Source organism: Erythrobacter sp. S249 (genome assembly GCF_057364975.1).
Window position 1 is genome coordinate 2,031,887 of sequence record NZ_CP200287.1, and the last position, 16,446, is coordinate 2,048,332.

A 16,446-nucleotide genomic window follows, 5' to 3' on the forward strand; every position below is an offset into this window, starting at 1 on the left:
GCGATTGCGCACCGCTCAACTAAGCCGGGGTTTTGTTGCGTTTTTGTTTAGCCTCAAGCGCCGGCGTTCACATCCGTTCACTTGGCTTTCCTCGCTCATGCGACCTGAAGGTCGCGTCGCTGCGGGCGGGCACAAGGCCCTTGCGACGCCTGCGGCATCGAACCAACGCTTCCCAAATGGCTTGGTGGCGGAGCACGGTCGCGCCAGCGACCGCAAGGCCCTCGTGGCCGCCCGCAGCAGCGCGGACTTGTCCGCAAGCTGCGAGGACATCGCGCGCCCGGATGGGCGTGCGGAAAACAAATTAAGCAGCGCCGCTGAGCTTTTGCAGTTTTGCCAGCGCATCGCGCAGTTCGCGCTCAGTCTGCTGGGCGCGCTCGGAAAAGCCATTCGCGCCGAGCGCCGCTGTGCCTTCGAGGCTTGAGCCATCGGCCACCGCTGCGGCGGCTGGGATTTGCGCCATCTCGGCCTCGCCTTCGGTGAAGAGCGAGAGCGCGCGCAGGGCCTCGGCAAGGGCCGCATCGCGGCGCGGCTGGGCGCCTTCGCCATGGATCGCCTGATGCGCGTGCAGGGCAGCGGCAAAGCGCTCCACCATCTGCATCAGGCTGAGCTCGTCCTTGGGGATCTGACGCAGGCTTTCCAACGCGGCTCCGCGCAGGAAGTCTGGCGCGTCCTCTGGCAGAGGTGGCGGGGCCTCCACCACTTGCTCTGGTGCTTCGGCCTCTTCTGAGAGCTCCAGAACTTCGGTGTCGAGCACCAGTTCATCCTCTGGCAAAACCTCAGCGATCATGGCCAGATCGAGCGGTTCGTCTTGCGGTTCAGCGGTTGCTTCCCCTGCGAATTCCTCAGCAGTGAATTCTTCGGTCGGAACTTCAACCTCAGCTTCGAATACCTCGGGCTCAAACTCCGGTTCGCTAAGCTCGTTTGCAAACTCTTCTGTCTCAGCGGCAAATTCGGCTGTAAGCTCTGGATCAATCGGCGCATCGAGGCTTTCGCTGCCTAGCTCTGCGCTCGGATCAATCGGGCGAACCCGGTCGTAATCGCTGTCCAGCGCGGCGGCGATGTCATAGCGGCTTGATGAGGCTGAATTGCTCCACGCGCGGGCAATCGCAAAGGCGATCAATCCGCCAAACAAAGCCGCGAGCAATGCGAGTACGATCCGGCCAGCGCCGCCCAAAACGGTCAGCTGAGCGGCTTGCATGATGCCCGTGATACTGGATGCGGGCAGAACCGCGACCAGCAGACCGGCAAGGGCCGCGCCCCAACCTGCGAGCAGCGGGACAAACGCCTTATGCGCAGCGATCGAAGTCTTCGATGCGCGCTGCTTTTTTGCAGGCTTGTTCTCGCTGCGGGCTTTCGGTTTCAGCCGCTCAAACAGGGATTGGCCCTCGCCGCGTGCATCTGCGCTTGCGAGTTCAGCGTGTTCACGCGCAGCTTCTCTTTTGCTGTGCAATTCTTCGCGAAAGCCCATCTTATCCGTTCGCCCCAAGTTTGTTCGCGCCGACGCCGTCCATGGCGTTTGGCGCTTCGTCCCGGCTCGCTAGCAAGCTTTGGTAAACGTCCCGATAACGTTTGGCGTTTTGCGCCCAGTCGTGGCTGCGGCGGACATGCTCCAACCCGCGCATTCGCACGCCGTCCCAGCTTTCGCGCGCGCTCAGCATATTGGCCAGTGCATCAGCGCAAGCGGCGGGATCGTCTGGCGGGAAGAGAAAACCGGTCTCATTATGCGTGATCAGCTCGCGGTGGCCGCCCACATCGGATGCGGCGACAATGCGCTGCTGCGCCATCGCCTCCAGCGGTTTGAGCGGCGTGACAAGATCAGTGAGGCGGCTGTGCTTGCGCGGATAGGCCAGCACATCGATCAGCGAATAATAGCGCTCAACCTCAGAATGCGGCACGCGCCCGGTAAAGATCACAGCATCGGGATCAGGCAGCTTTGCCGCCTGCTCGCGCCACTCGGCCTCCATTTCACCGCCGCCCACCAGCAGCAGCCTGGTGCCCGGATGCTGCTCTTGCAGGCGGGGCATGGCGGCGATCAGGTCGTCCAACCCCTCATAGGCGTAGAAACTGCCGATAAAGCCGATCACTGGCGAATCAGCGCTGATATTCAGCTTACCCGCCAGCCGCTCATCGCGCGGCGGCGGATCGCCAAACATGGCCATATCCACGCCGTTGCGCATAATCCCAAGTTTGCCGGGATTGATCCCGCGCCGGACCAGATCGCTGCGCAGGCCGTCGCAAATGGTGAAGACTGCATCTGCGCGGCGGACAATTTGCGTCTCCAGCGCGCGGGTCATGCGGTATTTGATCGATCCCTCACGCCCCGTGCCATTGCCGACCGCTGCATCTTCCCAAAAGGCGCGGATTTCATAGACGAGCGGGACATCCAGCGCGCGTGATGCGCGCCAGGCCGCGCCGCCGCACAGCGCCGGGGAATGGGCATGAATGATGTCGGGCCGCCACTCTTTGGCGAGCTCCTGAATGGAGAGCGACAAATGCGTCATCTCGCGGATTTCGTTGATCACCGGCGGGCCGCCGGCCAAGCCGGTGCTGCGGTGGAAAGTCAGTCCATCGACCACTTCTGGGTCGGTAAGAGCGCCCTCATCACTGTGGCGCAGGCCCGTGATCCCGCGCACTTCGATCCCCATCGCGGTTTGCGCCTTTAGGATGGCGCGCGTGCGAAAGGTGTAGCCGGAATGCAGCGGCAGCGAATGGTCGAGAACGTGAAGGACGCGCATGATAAGGGCGCTATGCCTGATTGTCCTTAACGGGACGTCAACTGCGTTTGGTTAGAGCGCCTGACTGTGGGCGATTGTGCCTGCCCTAAATCATGCGGGAAACACGCGTAGAATGATCGACTATTTCGCCCTTGCACTCGGCCATGGCTTGCTCGCCATTGTGCTGCTGCGCTTGGTGTGGCGCGATGATCTGGACGTGGACCCTGCGATTGCCGAAAATCAGGCGACGGAAGAGCAGCGGCGCAAAGACGCGCTGACGGCCCGCAAACAGGCCGCACGCGGCGGATCGGCCAATCCCGCCCCGCCTGCGCCCGATGAGACAGCGGTCTAAATGCTCGATCTCATCTTTCTCGCCTTTATCGGCTTTGTCCTGCTGCTTGGCCTCAGGCGACCCTATTTGTGGGTGCTGCTGTATGTCTATATCGACATTCTCGCGCCGCAGCGGATCGGCTATTCGATCATCACCTCCATCCCAGTGTCCTTCATCGCCTTTGGCGCGGCCTTTGGCGGTTGGCTGCTGCTGGATCGCAAGGAAGGTGGGCGCTTTTCCGTGCGTCAGGGCCTGATGCTGGCGCTGCTCATCTATTGCTGGTGGACGACGCAAAATGCCGATTTCCCTGAGGCGGCACAGGCGAAATGGGAATGGGTTTGGAAGGCATTGCTGTTTGCGATTTTCATGCCGCTCACCATCACCACCCGGCTGCGGCTGGAGGCGCTGGCCTTGGTCATTGTCCTGTCAGTGGCAACGATTGTGATCGGCACGGGGATGAAAACTGTGCTGGGCGGCGGCGGATATGAGAACCTCAATTTCTTCGTCAATGACAACAGCGGCCTGTACGAAAGTTCCACCCTCGCAACAGTTGCGATTGGCCTGATCCCTCTGGTCTGGTGGCTGGTGCGGTTTGGCACGATCCTGCCCAAACATTGGTCGGCCAATGTGTTTGCCGTAGGCCTTACGTTCGCTTCCTTGCTGGTGCCCATCGGCACAGAGGCGCGCACGGGCCTCGTCTGTATTGCGGTGCTGGCCTTGCTGCTGCTGCGCTATGTCAAACGGCGCTTGCTGTTCATGGCGGCTGGCGGCGTTCTGGGCGTTATTGCCCTGCCGTTTCTGCCGCAAAGCTATTACGAGCGGATGGCCACTATTGCTCAACCGGGCGGAGATGAAAGCGCCTCCACCCGCGTCGCGGTGTGGACTTGGACCTATGAATACGCGTCGAAAAAGCCGTTTGGCGGCGGCTTCAATTCCTATCTTGGCAATTCCTTCACCTACGAACTGCCCGTTCGCGAAGAGGTCGGCAACACGACCTCGGTCCAATACCGCGATGTGACGGATGAGGCGCGCGCTTTCCATTCCTCCATCTTTGAAATGCTCGGCGAGCAGGGCTGGCCCGGCCTCATCATCTGGGTGTGGCTGCAAGGGCTAGGTGTGTGGCAGATGGAGCGCATCCGCAGCCGTTGGAAAGATGCGGGCAGCGAACGCGAGGGGTGGATTGCGCCTTTGGCCGTCGCTTTGCAGCTCGCCAGCCTGATCTACCTCACCGGCGCTCTGTTCCAAGGCATTGCCTATCAGCCAATGTTCTACAAGCTGATCGGCCTCCAGATTGCCCTCTATTCCTACTGCCGCAGGCTCGATTCGAAGCGTTTCAAAAATGGCCCGGAAAAGCCGCGCGAAATCGGCGCCACCGCGCGGCGCAGGGCGCAAGCCAGCGGACAAAGCAGCGCGGCTGGTGCCAATGCCGTAACGGCAAGTTGACGTTTACGGAAACCTCATTGCGCTTCCTGCAATGATGCGCCATTACTCCGCCTAAGCGCCGCACCCGGATTCGGGTGAGAAGCGCGTAATTTTGGCAGGAGACACGAGTATGACCCCCCAAGATCTGGCCGCAAAAGTCGGCGAAAATATCGGCACCAGCGAATGGGTCGAGATGAGCCAGGAAAAGATCAACATGTTCGCTGATGCGACCGGTGATCACCAGTTCATTCACATCAACGAAGAAGCCGCCAAAATGACGCCGTTCGGCGGCACCATTGCGCATGGCTTTATGACGCTTTCGATGATCCCTTACCTGTCCGCGAACAGCGACATGCCGAAGATTGACGGCGTGAAGATGGGCGTAAACTATGGCGGCAACAAAACCCGCTTCATCAACCCAGTCCGTTCGGGCAAGCGCATTCGCGGCCATTGGAAACTCACCGAGATGATCGAAAAGCGCCCGGGGCAATGGCAGCAAACTTCTGAAATCACGATCGAGATCGAAGGCGAAGAAAAGCCCGCTCTGATCTGTGAATGGATCACAATGCTGTTCGTTTAAGTTTTAACCTCGTCCCCCCAGCGAACGCTGGGGTCTAGAGCTACAAAGTACACACTTCGCCGCCTGAGATTCCAGCTTTCGCTGGAATGACGCAGGTTAGGTATTGAAAATAAGGAATTCCCCATGTCACGTGACGCAGTCATCGTCTCCACCGCCCGCACCCCAATTGGCCGGGCTTACAAGGGCGGCTTCAACGCCACCCCTGGCGCCACCCTTGGTGCCGCTTCGTTCAAACCCGCTGTAGAGCGCGCTGGTATCGACGCCGCTGAAATCGACGATGTGGTTTGGGGCGCAGTCCTCACTCAGGGCACGCAGGCCGGCAATATCGCCCGCCAGGTCGCTCTTCGCGGCGGCGCGCCAGTGTCTGTCGCTGCGCAAACCATTGACCGTCAGTGCTCTTCGGGCCTGATGGCGATCAGCACGGCGGCGAAACAGATCATCGTCGACAATATGGATGTCGTCGTCGGCGGCGGCCAGGACTCGATCTCAATGGTCCAGACCCCTGAAATGCGCGTCGCGATGGACAAGTCGCTGCTCGCGATGCATGGCAATGTCTATATGCCGATGCTGCAAACCGCCGAGACGGTGGCCAAACGCTATGACATCAGCCGCGACGTGCAGGACGAATACGCACTGCAATCGCAAATGCGCACCGCCGCTGGCCAGGAAGCTGGCAAGTTCGACGACGAGATCGTCCCTGTCACCACCACGATGATGGTCAAAGACAAGGAAACCGGCGAAGTTTCCGAAGTCGAACACACGATGACCAAGGATGAGGGCAACCGTCCGACCACCACTCTGGAGGGCCTCCAAGGTCTTCAGCCGGTGATGGGTCCGGGCAATGTCATCACCGCCGGTAACGCATCGCAGCTGTCCGACGGCTCGTCGGCTTCGGTTCTGATGGAAGCGAAACTGGCTGAGCAAAAGGGTCTCCAGCCACTTGGCCGCTATGTCGGCATGGCGGTTGCAGGCACAGAGCCTGACGAGATGGGCATTGGCCCGGTCTTCGCGATCCCGAAATTGCTCAAGCAAACCGGCGTGAAGATGGACGAAGTTGGCCTGTGGGAGCTGAACGAAGCCTTCGCCGTGCAGGTCCTCTATTGCCGCGACAAGCTCGGCATTGATAACGACATCCTCAACGTCAACGGCGGCTCAATCTCCATCGGCCACCCATATGGCATGACTGGTGCGCGCTGCGTTGGCCACGCTCTGATTGAAGGCAAGCGCCGCGGTGCGAAATATGTCGTCGTTACCATGTGTGTCGGCGGCGGCATGGGCGCAGCGGGCATGTTCGAGGTGTTCTAAGCCAGTATTTCGCCTTAGCGCCCAACATGAAAAAGGGCCGAACCCGGTTAGAGGTTCGGCCCTTTTTCGTATGCGAGCGAAGCTACAGCTTGCTCAGCCTTCTAGCGCTTACAACACCGGTTCTTCATCGAAGTCGACTACGCGATATCCGCGTTCTGTCATTTCTTCGCGATAATCGCTTTTGGCATCACGGACCTCGTTGTTATATTCCGCATAGGCTTCGCGGCGGTCTTCTTCATCAGTCGCGCGTTCAAGGTCGCTCTTCAGCTCGCGTTTCGCCTCGCTAATGTCGGTTTTGTAATCCAACCAGAAGCTGTTTGTGTCGTTGTTGGGTGCTTCTTGGAGTACATCGGCGCGAACAATAATGTCGCGATCATCGTCGGCGGCGGCTGGTGCAGCAAGAAGCGCAATCGCAGCGGCAGCGGCGGTGGTGAATGTCTTAATCATGGTCATTCTCCTTTCGTTTCGTGTGACCTTGCCTAACCAACGAGCGCCCGAGCGTGTGGTTCAGATCGATTGGTTGAACCGTGCCCCTTGTTTCGACGAAGCGTTAAAGGTGTGCATCAGCTGCGACGAACCGTTGGCCTGAGGCGTGTGGTTGGCAAATATTAGCCATGAAACCAGATATTTGCGATGTGCAGTCGCGTTATGACGGCGGTCACCGCGAACCCAAAAGGGCGGCGCAAGGAGTGATCCTGCGCTGCTTTGCCTCTGCGCACGAACTAAGCGGCCGTACTTAAAGACGCGGATCGTTCTTGGTCTGCCATTGAGGGAGCCACTCACTCGGAGGGCCACCCGGCAACCCATGAAACGGCCGTGTTTCTAAGCCAAGCGTCGGACCTTGGATTGCCTCGCCCTCGGCTCGCAATGACGAATAGTTGCGTTGATGAACCTTACGTCGCACTATGCACGTATGGGCATAATGGAAATCATCGGGATTGCGGGAAGCGTCAGCCTGCTTAGCGGTTGGCGTCTCTATTTGTGCGTGTTTGCAACGGGTCTGGCGATGCGGCTCGATACGATTCCGATCCCGGAGCATCTCGCTAGTCTGGGCGTGCTTGAAAACCCATGGGTGATGGGCATTGCCGCGCTTGGTGCGCTGGCGGAGTTCTTTGCCGACAAGGTGATGTGGCTCGATTCCATCTGGGACACGGTTCACACATTGGTGCGCCCAGTTGGCGGCGCGCTGTTGGCGTTGGCGATTGTCGATCCTTCGGACCCGGCGATGCAGGTGGTAGCGTTTCTGCTGGGCGGCGGGGCGAGCTTTCTGGCGCATGGCGGCAAGGCGAGCGCGCGGGCCGTGGTCAACACCTCGCCCGAGCCGGTCAGCAATGTGATGGCCTCCAGCGCAGAGGACGTTGCGACCGTGGGCCTGCTCTATGTCGCTTACGAATACCCACTGGCGGCAGGCGGGATCACGCTGGTTCTGCTGGTGCTGGTGGTCCTGCTGCTGCTGTGGGCGCGGCGGGTCATAAAGCGGCTGTTTTTCAGAACGCCGAAGGTTGAGGGTTGATGTTTTGGCGCACGGCCAAGTTGCGGCCAAGCTAGTCGATCATCGCCCCAAAGGGCTGAAATCCATACAAAACAATCGATAGCGATCCGTGCTCTGTTCTGGCGACGTGTTTGTCAATTGCGGCGCTGACGGATTTGCCAGCATGCGTCAGCTAGCTATTCTGAAGCCGTCTTCTCATTCACAAGTTCAATCTGAAATGCGGCCTTGGCGCGTTCGAGCAGGGCTTCATAAACTGCATCAAGCGCAATTGTGTCGGCACCTGCTTCCCTAGCCTCATTGATCTGCAATACCGAAGGCACGAGATTCTCGCCGTATAGCAGCAACATTTCCTTGCGAAGGTCCGGTGTTGGCAAGTGCACAAAGCGAACGGTCAGAGCGCCATGCGGTAATGTGTAGCCATTATCGGAAAGAAGCTTCTGCATTTGACCTGCATCAGATCCTTCCGGAGCAGATCCGCCACTTTTCCCGGTAGAGACATCCGGCCTCACATGAACGCTGAATGGGCCGAGATCGGTCTTTTCTGGGTTCGAAATAGGGTAATCAAATTTCAGCTCTGGCCGCGACGGCAAATATGCCTCGAACTGAATGAGATATAGGCGCTCGACGACCTTGTCTTTGTCAGCCTCAACAAAGAGATAAATTTCCGCATCCACAACGCCATACAACGGCCACCGCACAGCACCGACAAATGTTGCATTCTCGGGCACAGTAATCCGAACCGCAGGATGCAACTCGGAAATTACGGTGTTACCTTCGATCGTCCGCGTCGGTTCGATCGGATCATCGTTGGCAAGCGACGAAGCTGGCACTGCCGCGAGTGCTAAGGCGAGAAGCATGTGTTTTAGTGACATACGGCAACAATACACAGGGCAAAAAACCGGTCAATCCGTATCGTGAGCTGTGACCGTCTGCTTGCGGGCGCAGAGCTGATGCAAAACGGAGGTGGTTGCGCTCAACTCTGTTTGCTCACTTGAGCAATATGCCCTTCTCTTTTAGAGGCCAAGGCGATTGCAAAAGCCAGCTTCAGACGGATCAAAATTGAATGGCCCTACATCACGTCCTTGTTCGACAAGCAATTGGACTACCACTCTACTATTTTGCGACGGTTTTTATCGGCGGCGCGCTAGCGACGAATTACAGTCATATCGGGCAGCACGTGAGTGAGCTGGCGATAAACGAACAACCAGCTGCAAAGTTGGTTTTTGACATTGGCATTAGTCTTTCCGGCGTTTCCATGATTGCGCTGGGGATTGGCATGTTGCTCGGGTGGAAAGGCAAATTTCTTACCTCCGCTTTGCTCGCCATTTTGATGGGCATCACATTCCTATTCGGGGTTGTATATCCGATCGGTTCCCCCTGGCACGGCGCTTACGGTATTGGAATCGCTTCTGTGGTCTTACCGATCACATTTCTGTTTGAAGTTGGACGAGACAACGCCAGCGCCGCGCTTAAATTTATCGCTGCGGCTGCGACATTTGTTTTGGTTGGCTACTTCTGGTTGATACTCGCACAGCTTTATCCGGTTGAGGAGCGGGGCTTGGCGCAGCGAGTGTTTGGGGTCGCGCTCTTCGGATTTTTCAGCATGGCAGCATTCACCGTTGATCGGACTCTGCGCACCAATCACTAGAAACGCGCTTGAGCCCGCCGCAGCTTAGATGGTGGACGCCCTAGTAAACATGCCGGGCCAGTTCATCTGCATGGAGAGGTTCACCCGTGCGTCGCCTCGAATTCTTCAGCTACCGGCGCGGTTCCCGCTCGTCTGCAGAAAACCTGATCGCGCTCCTGCTGCTATGGGCGCTGCGCGCTGCGGGTAATCAAGCAGCTGTTCTTTAGGAAGCCGAAGGCGGAAGTTTAGCTTGCCTTGGCAAGTTCAAGGAACAGCGCATTGGCCTCGCGTTCAAAAGCGACTGCATCGCTCCGTTCTGGCACCTCGTTTGCGCGAGACAATTCATTCGCGATCAATGCGTCGAGGTCAGGCCGAGACTTGATGTCGCCCGTCTCGCGAGTTTCGGCCTTTAGCGCGACCAGATCGTCGATCTGTGCGGTCAGGTCAGTCGGAAAGTCGCATCGGGCCATCAGATCCTGCAGCTTCATAGGCGGGCGCTGTGAGGCGTCTAACCGCAGACACCGCAATGCGAGCGCTGGTCGCAGCGCGTAAAAGTACTTCTTGACCGTCGGAGGTTCCCCTCCGGATAGCCAGCGATCAAGCATTCCCTTGCCTAGACTGGCATAGTGCTTCGCATAGCCATGCGGGTCGAAGAAGCGGTCACCCAGCTCGGCGAGGCGCGGGATGATCTTGTCATCGGGCCGGTAGCGGATGGGGCTTTCAATCCATTCTGACACCACCGCATTGTTCTTGAGCATCAAACCCAGGGCCTTGCGAATGTCCCACCCGTTTAGGTCAATTTCATCGACAATCGGACGTTCGACGACATCGCGCCTTGGTTTCAGCGCCAGATAATCGTCCAGCGGGCGCACATAGATAAAACGCACATCGTAGTCGCTGTCAGGTGAAGGGAAGCCCCAGGCGCGTGACCCGGACTCGATGGCAAGCAGGTAGCGAATCCCCTCTTCGCCTTCGATGCGTGAAAGCCTTCGCTCGATCTCCGCGCGAAACTCAGGTGCGATCTCAATCATATCCGATTGATAACCAGGACAGATGGTTCATTCCAGTCTAACTGTGCGCCGCTACAAACTCTTCCACCACAGGCGCCACCTTGGTCCGCCAGCGGCTGCCGTTGAAGATGCCGTAGTGCCCCGCGCCCTCGGCCATGTAGTAGCGCTTCTTTTTCTCGGATAGGCCGGTCGCCAGTTTCAGCGCGGCCTTGGTCTGGCCGATCCCTGAAATGTCATCGCGCTCGCCTTCGATGGCTAGCAAGGCGGTGTCGGTGATCTGGGTCAGATCGACGATCTCGCCCTTGTGCTCAAACGTGCCGTTCGGGATCGAGTGCTTTTGGAACACTTCTTCGACTGTCTGGAGATAAAACTCCGCCGTCATGTCGCACACCGCGCGGTATTCGTCGTAGAAATCCTTGGTCGCATTCGCGCTGTCATCATCGCCAGCGGTCAGATGTTTGAACATCTCGTAATGGCTCATCATGTGGCTTTGCAGGTTCATGCTCATGAAGGCGGACAGCTGCATAAAGCCGGGATAGACCTTACGCCCGGCGCCGCGATATTTCATCGGCACGGTGGCGATCACAGAATTGCGGAACCATTCGATCGGCCGCTTCATCGCGTGATCATTGACGCTGGTCGGGCTTTCGCGCGTATCAATCGGGCCGCCCATCATGGTGAGTGTGGCTGGCGCAGCGGGCGATTTGTGCTGGTTCATCAGTGCGGTCGTCGCAAAGGCGGGGACCGAAGGCTGGCACACGGCCAGCATATGCGGGCGCTGGCCCGGCTTTACCGCCTCGATGTATTCCAGGAATTCGGTGAGGTAATCGATATAGGTGTCGAGGTCGAAAGTCCCCTCGTGCATGGGCACGGTCTTCGCATCGGCCCAATCGGTGATGTAGACCTCAAACTTCTGCAGCATCCGCTCCACCGTGCCGCGCAGCAGGGTGGCGTAGTGGCCGCTCATCGGGGCGACGATCAGCATTTTTGGACGTGTGCTCTCTTCGGCATTGTCCACACCATCGAGGCGGAAGCGCTTAAGATCGCCAAACGGGCGGTTGACCACGGTTGCCTCGATCACTGGCCACACCGTGCCGTCCACATCGACCTCTGTAATGCCAAAGGCGGGCTTTCCATAATCCGCCGTCGCATGGGCGAACACGTCAAGCGCATTGGCCGTCATCGACATCATGCCCATTTTGGCAAACGGATTGGCCGGATTGGCCATGACCGATGAGCTGATGGATGCGATTGAGCTCACTGAATTCATCCAGCTGCGCTGCAATTCATAGGCGTGGTAAAGCAAGTCGTTCCCCTGTTGTGGCTCAGCGCGAAGGCCGCTGCTGAGATCGCCGGGTCGTCCAGAACCCGTATCAAAAAGGCGCCTCTTCTCCGGGCGCTTACGGGGTATAGGTGGGCCTTTATGAACAATTGTGCAATGCACAATATTTTACGATTCCACCAGTTTTGGGCGGTTTCGGTGGGAATGTGCGATTTTTGCACGTGAAAACCCGCCAGTTTGTCCCTAGATGAGCGGTTCGATGGACGGGGATCTCACACAATCAGACGAAGCGCCGCCGCAAAGGCGCGGGCTGTTTGGACGCGGGCGTAAAACGCGCGCGGACGAGGGGGCTGGCGAGCCCGCCGAGAAACCGGCAAAATCCTTGCGCCCGCTGCGGATGATCTACTCGACCGCCGCGCAATACCCTACCCAAGTCGCATTGGCGCTGATCGCATTGCTGATCACGGCCGCAGCAACATTGGCCATTCCATGGCGCTTCAAAGTGATCATCGATGAGGCATTTGGCGGCGGGGCCACGAATGCCCAGATCAATTCTGCGTTCCAATATCTGCTGATGATCGTCGTGGTGCTGGGCATTGGCACGGCGCTGAGATTTTATTTCGTGAGCTGGATTGGCGAGCGCGTGGTCGCTGATATCCGCCGCGCGGTTCAGCGCAATCTGCTGCGCCAGGCGCCCAGCTTCTATGAGGCGAACAGCCCTAAAGAAATCTCCAGCCGGATGACGTCGGATACGGCGGTGATTGAGCAGGTTGTCGGAACCACGGTGTCGATCGCCTTGCGCAACACGCTGATGGCGATTGGCGGCACGGCGCTGCTGTTTTACCTCCAGCCGCAAATGACGATGGGTCTGATGCTGGTGATCCCGGCAGTGATCATCCCGATTACCGTGTTCGGGCGGCGACTGCGCAATGTTTCGCGCACCAGCCAGGACCGCGTGGCTGATGTCGGCGCGATGGTTACCGAAGTGCTGGCGGGCATGAAGATCGTGCAAAGCTTCAATCAAGAGGCGCGCGAGGCGGATCGCTTTGGCGAGGCGGTGGAGGCGACATTCAGCACTGCGAAGCGGCGGATTATGATCCGCGCGGCAATGACGTCGGTCATCATTATGCTGATCTTTGGCGCCATCACTTTGCTGATGTGGCGCGGCGCCATTGCGGTCAGCGATGGCTCTATTTCGGGCGGTACGATCTTCGCCTTTGTAATCACTGGCGGTCTGGTGGCGGGTGCATTTGGCGCCCTGACAGAGGTGTATGGTGACCTATTGCGCGGGGCAGGCGCGGCGAGCCGTCTCGCTGAATTGCTCGATGCAAAACCCACCATTTCCAGCCCAGAGCGCGCGCAGGCCCTGCCCGTGCCGCCGCGCGGCAATCTGTCGTTTCGCAATGTGACATTCCGTTATCCCAGCCGCCCAGAAGTGGCCGCTCTGCATGACTTCACTTTGGAGGTTGAGCCGGGCGAGACGGTCGCGATTGTCGGCCCATCGGGCGCAGGCAAGTCGACGATCTTCCAGCTGGTTGAACGGTTTTACGATCCGCAATCTGGCACCATTCGCTTGGATGGGATTCCCCTGACCAAGGCTGATCCCGCTGACCTGCGTGAACGGCTCGCATTGGTGCCGCAGGACGGCGTGCTGTTCAGCGGCAATGCCCGCGACAATCTGCGCTATGGCCGGTGGGATGCGGATGACGAGGCGATTTGGGAGGCCGCGCGCGCTGCCAATGCGGAAAGCTTCTTGCGCGATCTGCCGAAGGGTCTCGACACGGATCTGGGCGAAGGCGGAACGCAGCTGTCGGGCGGGCAGCAACAACGCCTGGCGATTGCGCGTGCGCTTCTAAGGGATGCGCCGATCCTGCTGCTGGACGAGGCAACCAGCGCGCTCGATGCAGAAAGCGAACAATTGGTGCAGCAAGCGCTTGATCAGCTGATGGTCGACCGTACGACATTGGTGATCGCTCACCGGCTGGCGACCGTGCGCAAGGCGGACCGGATCATCGTGCTCGATGAGGGCAAGATTGCCGAGCAAGGCACGCATGACGCTTTGGTGAAAGCAGGCGGTCTTTATGCGCGGCTCGCGAAGCTTCAGTTTGCGAGCAACCAAGCGGCTTAGCCTAAGATACCGTAGCCACCCGCGCCCTCCACGATTTCTGTTTCACGGCCGTAGCCGCCCGCCTCCCCACCCGGCCACCATATTCTGGTGCTTACCATTGGTGACCGGGTGGGGAGGCGGGCGGCGCGGTTCGAACACAAACTCCACCCCTAACCCCAACTAATCGACCAATTGCGACCGCAATCGGACAAACGTCGACTCTGCTTGCCCACGCGGTTTAAAGAGACTGCAGGACAATTTTGAACAACGATAACCACGGGACTGGTATTATGATCAAACGAACAGCTCTTCTCAGCGCTGGGCTTGCTGCCCTGGTGTGCGCCAATCCGGCACTGGCAGGCGGCGCGCATGATGCAGATGCGAACACTGGCATCGAAACACTGCTGGACGACACAGCCGCTGAAGGTGCAGCGGACGCAGCGCAAGAGCCCAGCACGCCGACCATGAGCTTTGGCTCTTGGGGCGTTGATCCAGACCTGATCTCGAACGATGTCGATCCCGGCGATGACTTCTTCAAATACGTCAATCAGAAATGGCTCGATGCGAACCCTCTGCCAGCGGAATTCAGCCGCTTTGGCGCGTTCAACCTACTGCGCGAGAAAAGCACAACCGATGTGAAGGCTCTGATTGATGAGCTGGTCGCCAAAGACCCGGCCACGCTCAGCAATGACGAGCAGCGGATCGTGAATGCGCACAACGCCTTCCTCGATACCGCTGCGATTGATGCCGCCGGCCTTGCTCCGGCGCAGCCTTATTTTAACAAGATCATTGCGGCGAGCTCGATGGATGAGCTTGCAATGCTGTGGGCATCCCCTGGCTATGCATCGCCAATCGGCGGGTTTGTAAACGTCGATGCGAAGCAGCCTGACCGCTATGTTGCCTATATCGGCATGGGCGGAATTGGTCTGCCAGACCGCGATTATTACACCGACACCAGCGAAAAAGGGCTTGAGACGATCAAGCTCTATAAGGACTATCTCACCTTCCTGTTTGGCGAAGCGGGCTATGCCGACCCAGCGGGTGCAACCGCAGCCGTTTATGCGTTCGAAGAACGGCTCGCGAAAGAAGTGCTGTGGGACCGCACCGTCAGCCGCAACCGCGACCTCACCTATAACGCCGTAACCAAGGAAGAAATGGCCGCAATGGCGGGCGATATTCCGGTGGGCGCGATCATGGACAAAATCGGCCTGTCAAAATCGCCGATTTATGTCGTCGGCACCATCCCGCCGAGCGAAGAGCGGATCAAGGAACTGGGCCTGGATGAGGCAACTGTCGCCAAGATCGGCAAAGGCCTGCCCGGCATGTTTGAAGTGCTGTCTGAAACCGATTTGGCGACGCTGCAGGCATGGACCATCAAAGAATTCCTCTCGGACAATTCCGCCGTTCTGCCGACCCGTTTCGATACGGCGAGCTTTGAATTTTTCGGCAAGAAACTGCGCGGCACGCCAGAGCAGCGTCCGCGTTGGAAGCGCGCGATTGATGCCACAGAGGGCGCCTTGGGCGAGCTCGTCGGCAAGAGCTATGTTGAGCGCTATTTCCCGGCTGAGAACAAAGCCGCGATGGACGAGCTGGTCGCCAATCTGCGCCTTGCCATGGCGCAGTCCATCGAAGAGATCGATTGGATGAGTGCGGAAACTAAGGTTGAAGCCAAAGCAAAGCTCGATAGTTTCGATCCCAAGATCGGCTACCGCGACAATCTGGAGACCTATCCTGGTCTTGAGATGACCGCCGACAATCCGCTGGAAAATGCGATTGCGGCGGGCGCTTGGAACCTCGCTGATAACATCGCCAAGCTGGGCGGGCCGATTGACCGGACCGAGTGGTTTATGACCCCGCAGACGGTCAATGCTTATTACAACCCGACCAAGAATGAGATCGTGTTCCCGGCGGCTATTCTGCAGCAGCCATTCTTTGGCGTGAACGCGGATGTTGCGGTCAATTACGGCGCGATTGGCGGGGTGATCGGTCATGAGATTGGTCACGGCTTTGACGACCAAGGCTCCAAGTCTGATGGCACCGGCAAGCTGCGCAATTGGTGGACGGATGAAGACCGCGCCGCCTTTGACGAGCGCGGCGATGCTTTGGTCGCGCAATACAGCGCATTCTGCCCGTTCGATGAAGGCGAAACCTGCGTGAATGGCCGCCTGACGCTGGGCGAGAACATCGGCGATGTTGGCGGGCTGTCGCTTGCTTACCGCGCCTATAAGATCGCCACCGCAGGCAAAGACGTGCCTGTGATCGACGGCTTTACTGGCGATCAGCGGTTCTTCCTCGCCTGGGCGCAGGTCTGGCGCTCGGCGCAGCGTGAAGAGAACTATCGCCTGCGTCTGCGCACCGGCGCGCACAGCCCAGAGGAATACCGGGTGAACGGCGTCGTGCGCAATCTGGACGCTTGGTACGAAGCCTTTGGCGTCACGGAAGACGACGCGATGTACATCCCGCCAGAAGAGCGCGTGAAAATCTGGTAATTGAGCTGAATCGGGCTGCCTTGGTACAGCCCGCAGCGACGCGGTTTTTGTTCGTGACGACCTAGCCGCCCGCACCCTCCACCCTTC

Annotated in this window: 14 protein-coding genes; 8 read left to right on the forward strand and 6 right to left on the reverse strand. The window is 58.7% G+C overall.

Going from position 1 to position 16,446, the window contains the following annotated elements; translation table 11 throughout:
* Positions 1 to 301: 301 nt before the first annotated feature.
* Together AC0V6V_RS09650 and AC0V6V_RS09655 are read right to left on the reverse strand one after the other, a co-directional pair.
* Complete coding sequence (locus AC0V6V_RS09650; RefSeq protein WP_486165171.1) at positions 302 to 1,468, reverse strand: hypothetical protein; 1,167 nt, start codon at positions 1,466 to 1,468, stop codon at positions 302 to 304.
* A 1-nt stretch (position 1,469) separates the two neighbouring features.
* The gene (locus AC0V6V_RS09655) at positions 1,470 to 2,735 is read right to left on the reverse strand and encodes a TIGR04063 family PEP-CTERM/XrtA system glycosyltransferase (protein WP_486165172.1); all 1,266 of its coding nucleotides are present in this window, start codon (positions 2,733 to 2,735) and stop codon (positions 1,470 to 1,472) included.
* A 112-nt stretch (positions 2,736 to 2,847) separates the two neighbouring features.
* Here AC0V6V_RS09655 and AC0V6V_RS09660 point away from each other — a divergent pair, with 112 nt between their 5' ends.
* The 4 genes from AC0V6V_RS09660 to AC0V6V_RS09675 all read left to right on the forward strand — a co-directional run bounded on the left by AC0V6V_RS09660 (position 2,848) and on the right by AC0V6V_RS09675 (position 6,352).
* On the forward strand, positions 2,848 to 3,066 hold the full coding sequence (locus AC0V6V_RS09660; protein ID WP_486165173.1) for a hypothetical protein: 219 nt from the start codon (positions 2,848 to 2,850) through the stop codon (positions 3,064 to 3,066).
* Complete coding sequence (locus AC0V6V_RS09665; protein ID WP_486165174.1) at positions 3,067 to 4,488, forward strand: putative O-glycosylation ligase, exosortase A system-associated; 1,422 nt, start codon at positions 3,067 to 3,069, stop codon at positions 4,486 to 4,488.
* 109 nt (positions 4,489 to 4,597) lie between these two features.
* Entirely contained in the window at positions 4,598 to 5,047 is a 450-nt protein-coding gene (locus AC0V6V_RS09670) for a MaoC family dehydratase (RefSeq protein WP_486165175.1), read from the forward strand.
* Positions 5,048 to 5,170: 123 nt separating this feature from the next.
* The gene (locus AC0V6V_RS09675; RefSeq protein WP_486165176.1) at positions 5,171 to 6,352 is read left to right on the forward strand and encodes an acetyl-CoA C-acyltransferase; all 1,182 of its coding nucleotides are present in this window, start codon (positions 5,171 to 5,173) and stop codon (positions 6,350 to 6,352) included.
* A 108-nt stretch (positions 6,353 to 6,460) separates the two neighbouring features.
* Here the strand turns inward: AC0V6V_RS09675 and AC0V6V_RS09680 are convergent, their stop codons facing one another.
* Positions 6,461 to 6,799, reverse strand: coding sequence for a hypothetical protein (locus AC0V6V_RS09680; protein WP_486165177.1), 339 nt, complete (start codon positions 6,797 to 6,799; stop codon positions 6,461 to 6,463).
* Positions 6,800 to 7,265: 466 nt separating this feature from the next.
* Here AC0V6V_RS09680 and AC0V6V_RS09685 point away from each other — a divergent pair, with 466 nt between their 5' ends.
* Positions 7,266 to 7,865, forward strand: a complete 600-nt coding sequence (locus AC0V6V_RS09685; RefSeq protein ID WP_486166079.1) for a DUF4126 domain-containing protein — start codon at positions 7,266 to 7,268, stop codon at positions 7,863 to 7,865.
* Between the two features lie 155 nt (positions 7,866 to 8,020).
* Here AC0V6V_RS09685 and AC0V6V_RS09690 read toward each other — a convergent pair whose 3' ends face one another.
* A complete protein-coding gene (locus AC0V6V_RS09690; RefSeq protein WP_486166314.1) occupies positions 8,021 to 8,716 on the reverse strand; it encodes a hypothetical protein in 696 nt (231 codons plus the stop codon).
* A gap of 191 nt (positions 8,717 to 8,907) precedes the next feature.
* On the opposite strand from AC0V6V_RS09690, the gene AC0V6V_RS09695 reads away from it, so the two are divergent.
* Complete coding sequence (locus tag AC0V6V_RS09695; protein ID WP_486165179.1) at positions 8,908 to 9,492, forward strand: DUF998 domain-containing protein; 585 nt, start codon at positions 8,908 to 8,910, stop codon at positions 9,490 to 9,492.
* Positions 9,493 to 9,716: 224 nt separating this feature from the next.
* Here AC0V6V_RS09695 and AC0V6V_RS09700 read toward each other — a convergent pair whose 3' ends face one another.
* Positions 9,717 to 10,502 (reverse strand): nucleotidyltransferase domain-containing protein, encoded by a 786-nt coding sequence (locus AC0V6V_RS09700; protein WP_486165180.1) that lies wholly within the window; start codon positions 10,500 to 10,502, stop codon positions 9,717 to 9,719.
* A 37-nt stretch (positions 10,503 to 10,539) separates the two neighbouring features.
* Positions 10,540 to 11,787 carry a polyhydroxyalkanoate depolymerase gene (locus AC0V6V_RS09705; RefSeq protein ID WP_486165181.1) on the reverse strand — a complete coding sequence of 416 codons (1,248 nt, stop codon included), beginning with the start codon at positions 11,785 to 11,787 and terminating at the stop codon, positions 10,540 to 10,542.
* Between the two features lie 373 nt (positions 11,788 to 12,160).
* On the opposite strand from AC0V6V_RS09705, the gene AC0V6V_RS09710 reads away from it, so the two are divergent.
* Together AC0V6V_RS09710 and AC0V6V_RS09715 are read left to right on the forward strand one after the other, a co-directional pair.
* A complete protein-coding gene (locus AC0V6V_RS09710) occupies positions 12,161 to 13,891 on the forward strand; it encodes an ABC transporter transmembrane domain-containing protein (protein WP_486166080.1) in 1,731 nt (576 codons plus the stop codon).
* Between the two features lie 269 nt (positions 13,892 to 14,160).
* Positions 14,161 to 16,359 carry a M13 family metallopeptidase gene (locus AC0V6V_RS09715; protein WP_486165182.1) on the forward strand — a complete coding sequence of 733 codons (2,199 nt, stop codon included), beginning with the start codon at positions 14,161 to 14,163 and terminating at the stop codon, positions 16,357 to 16,359.
* The last annotated feature ends 87 nt before the right edge of the window (positions 16,360 to 16,446 follow it).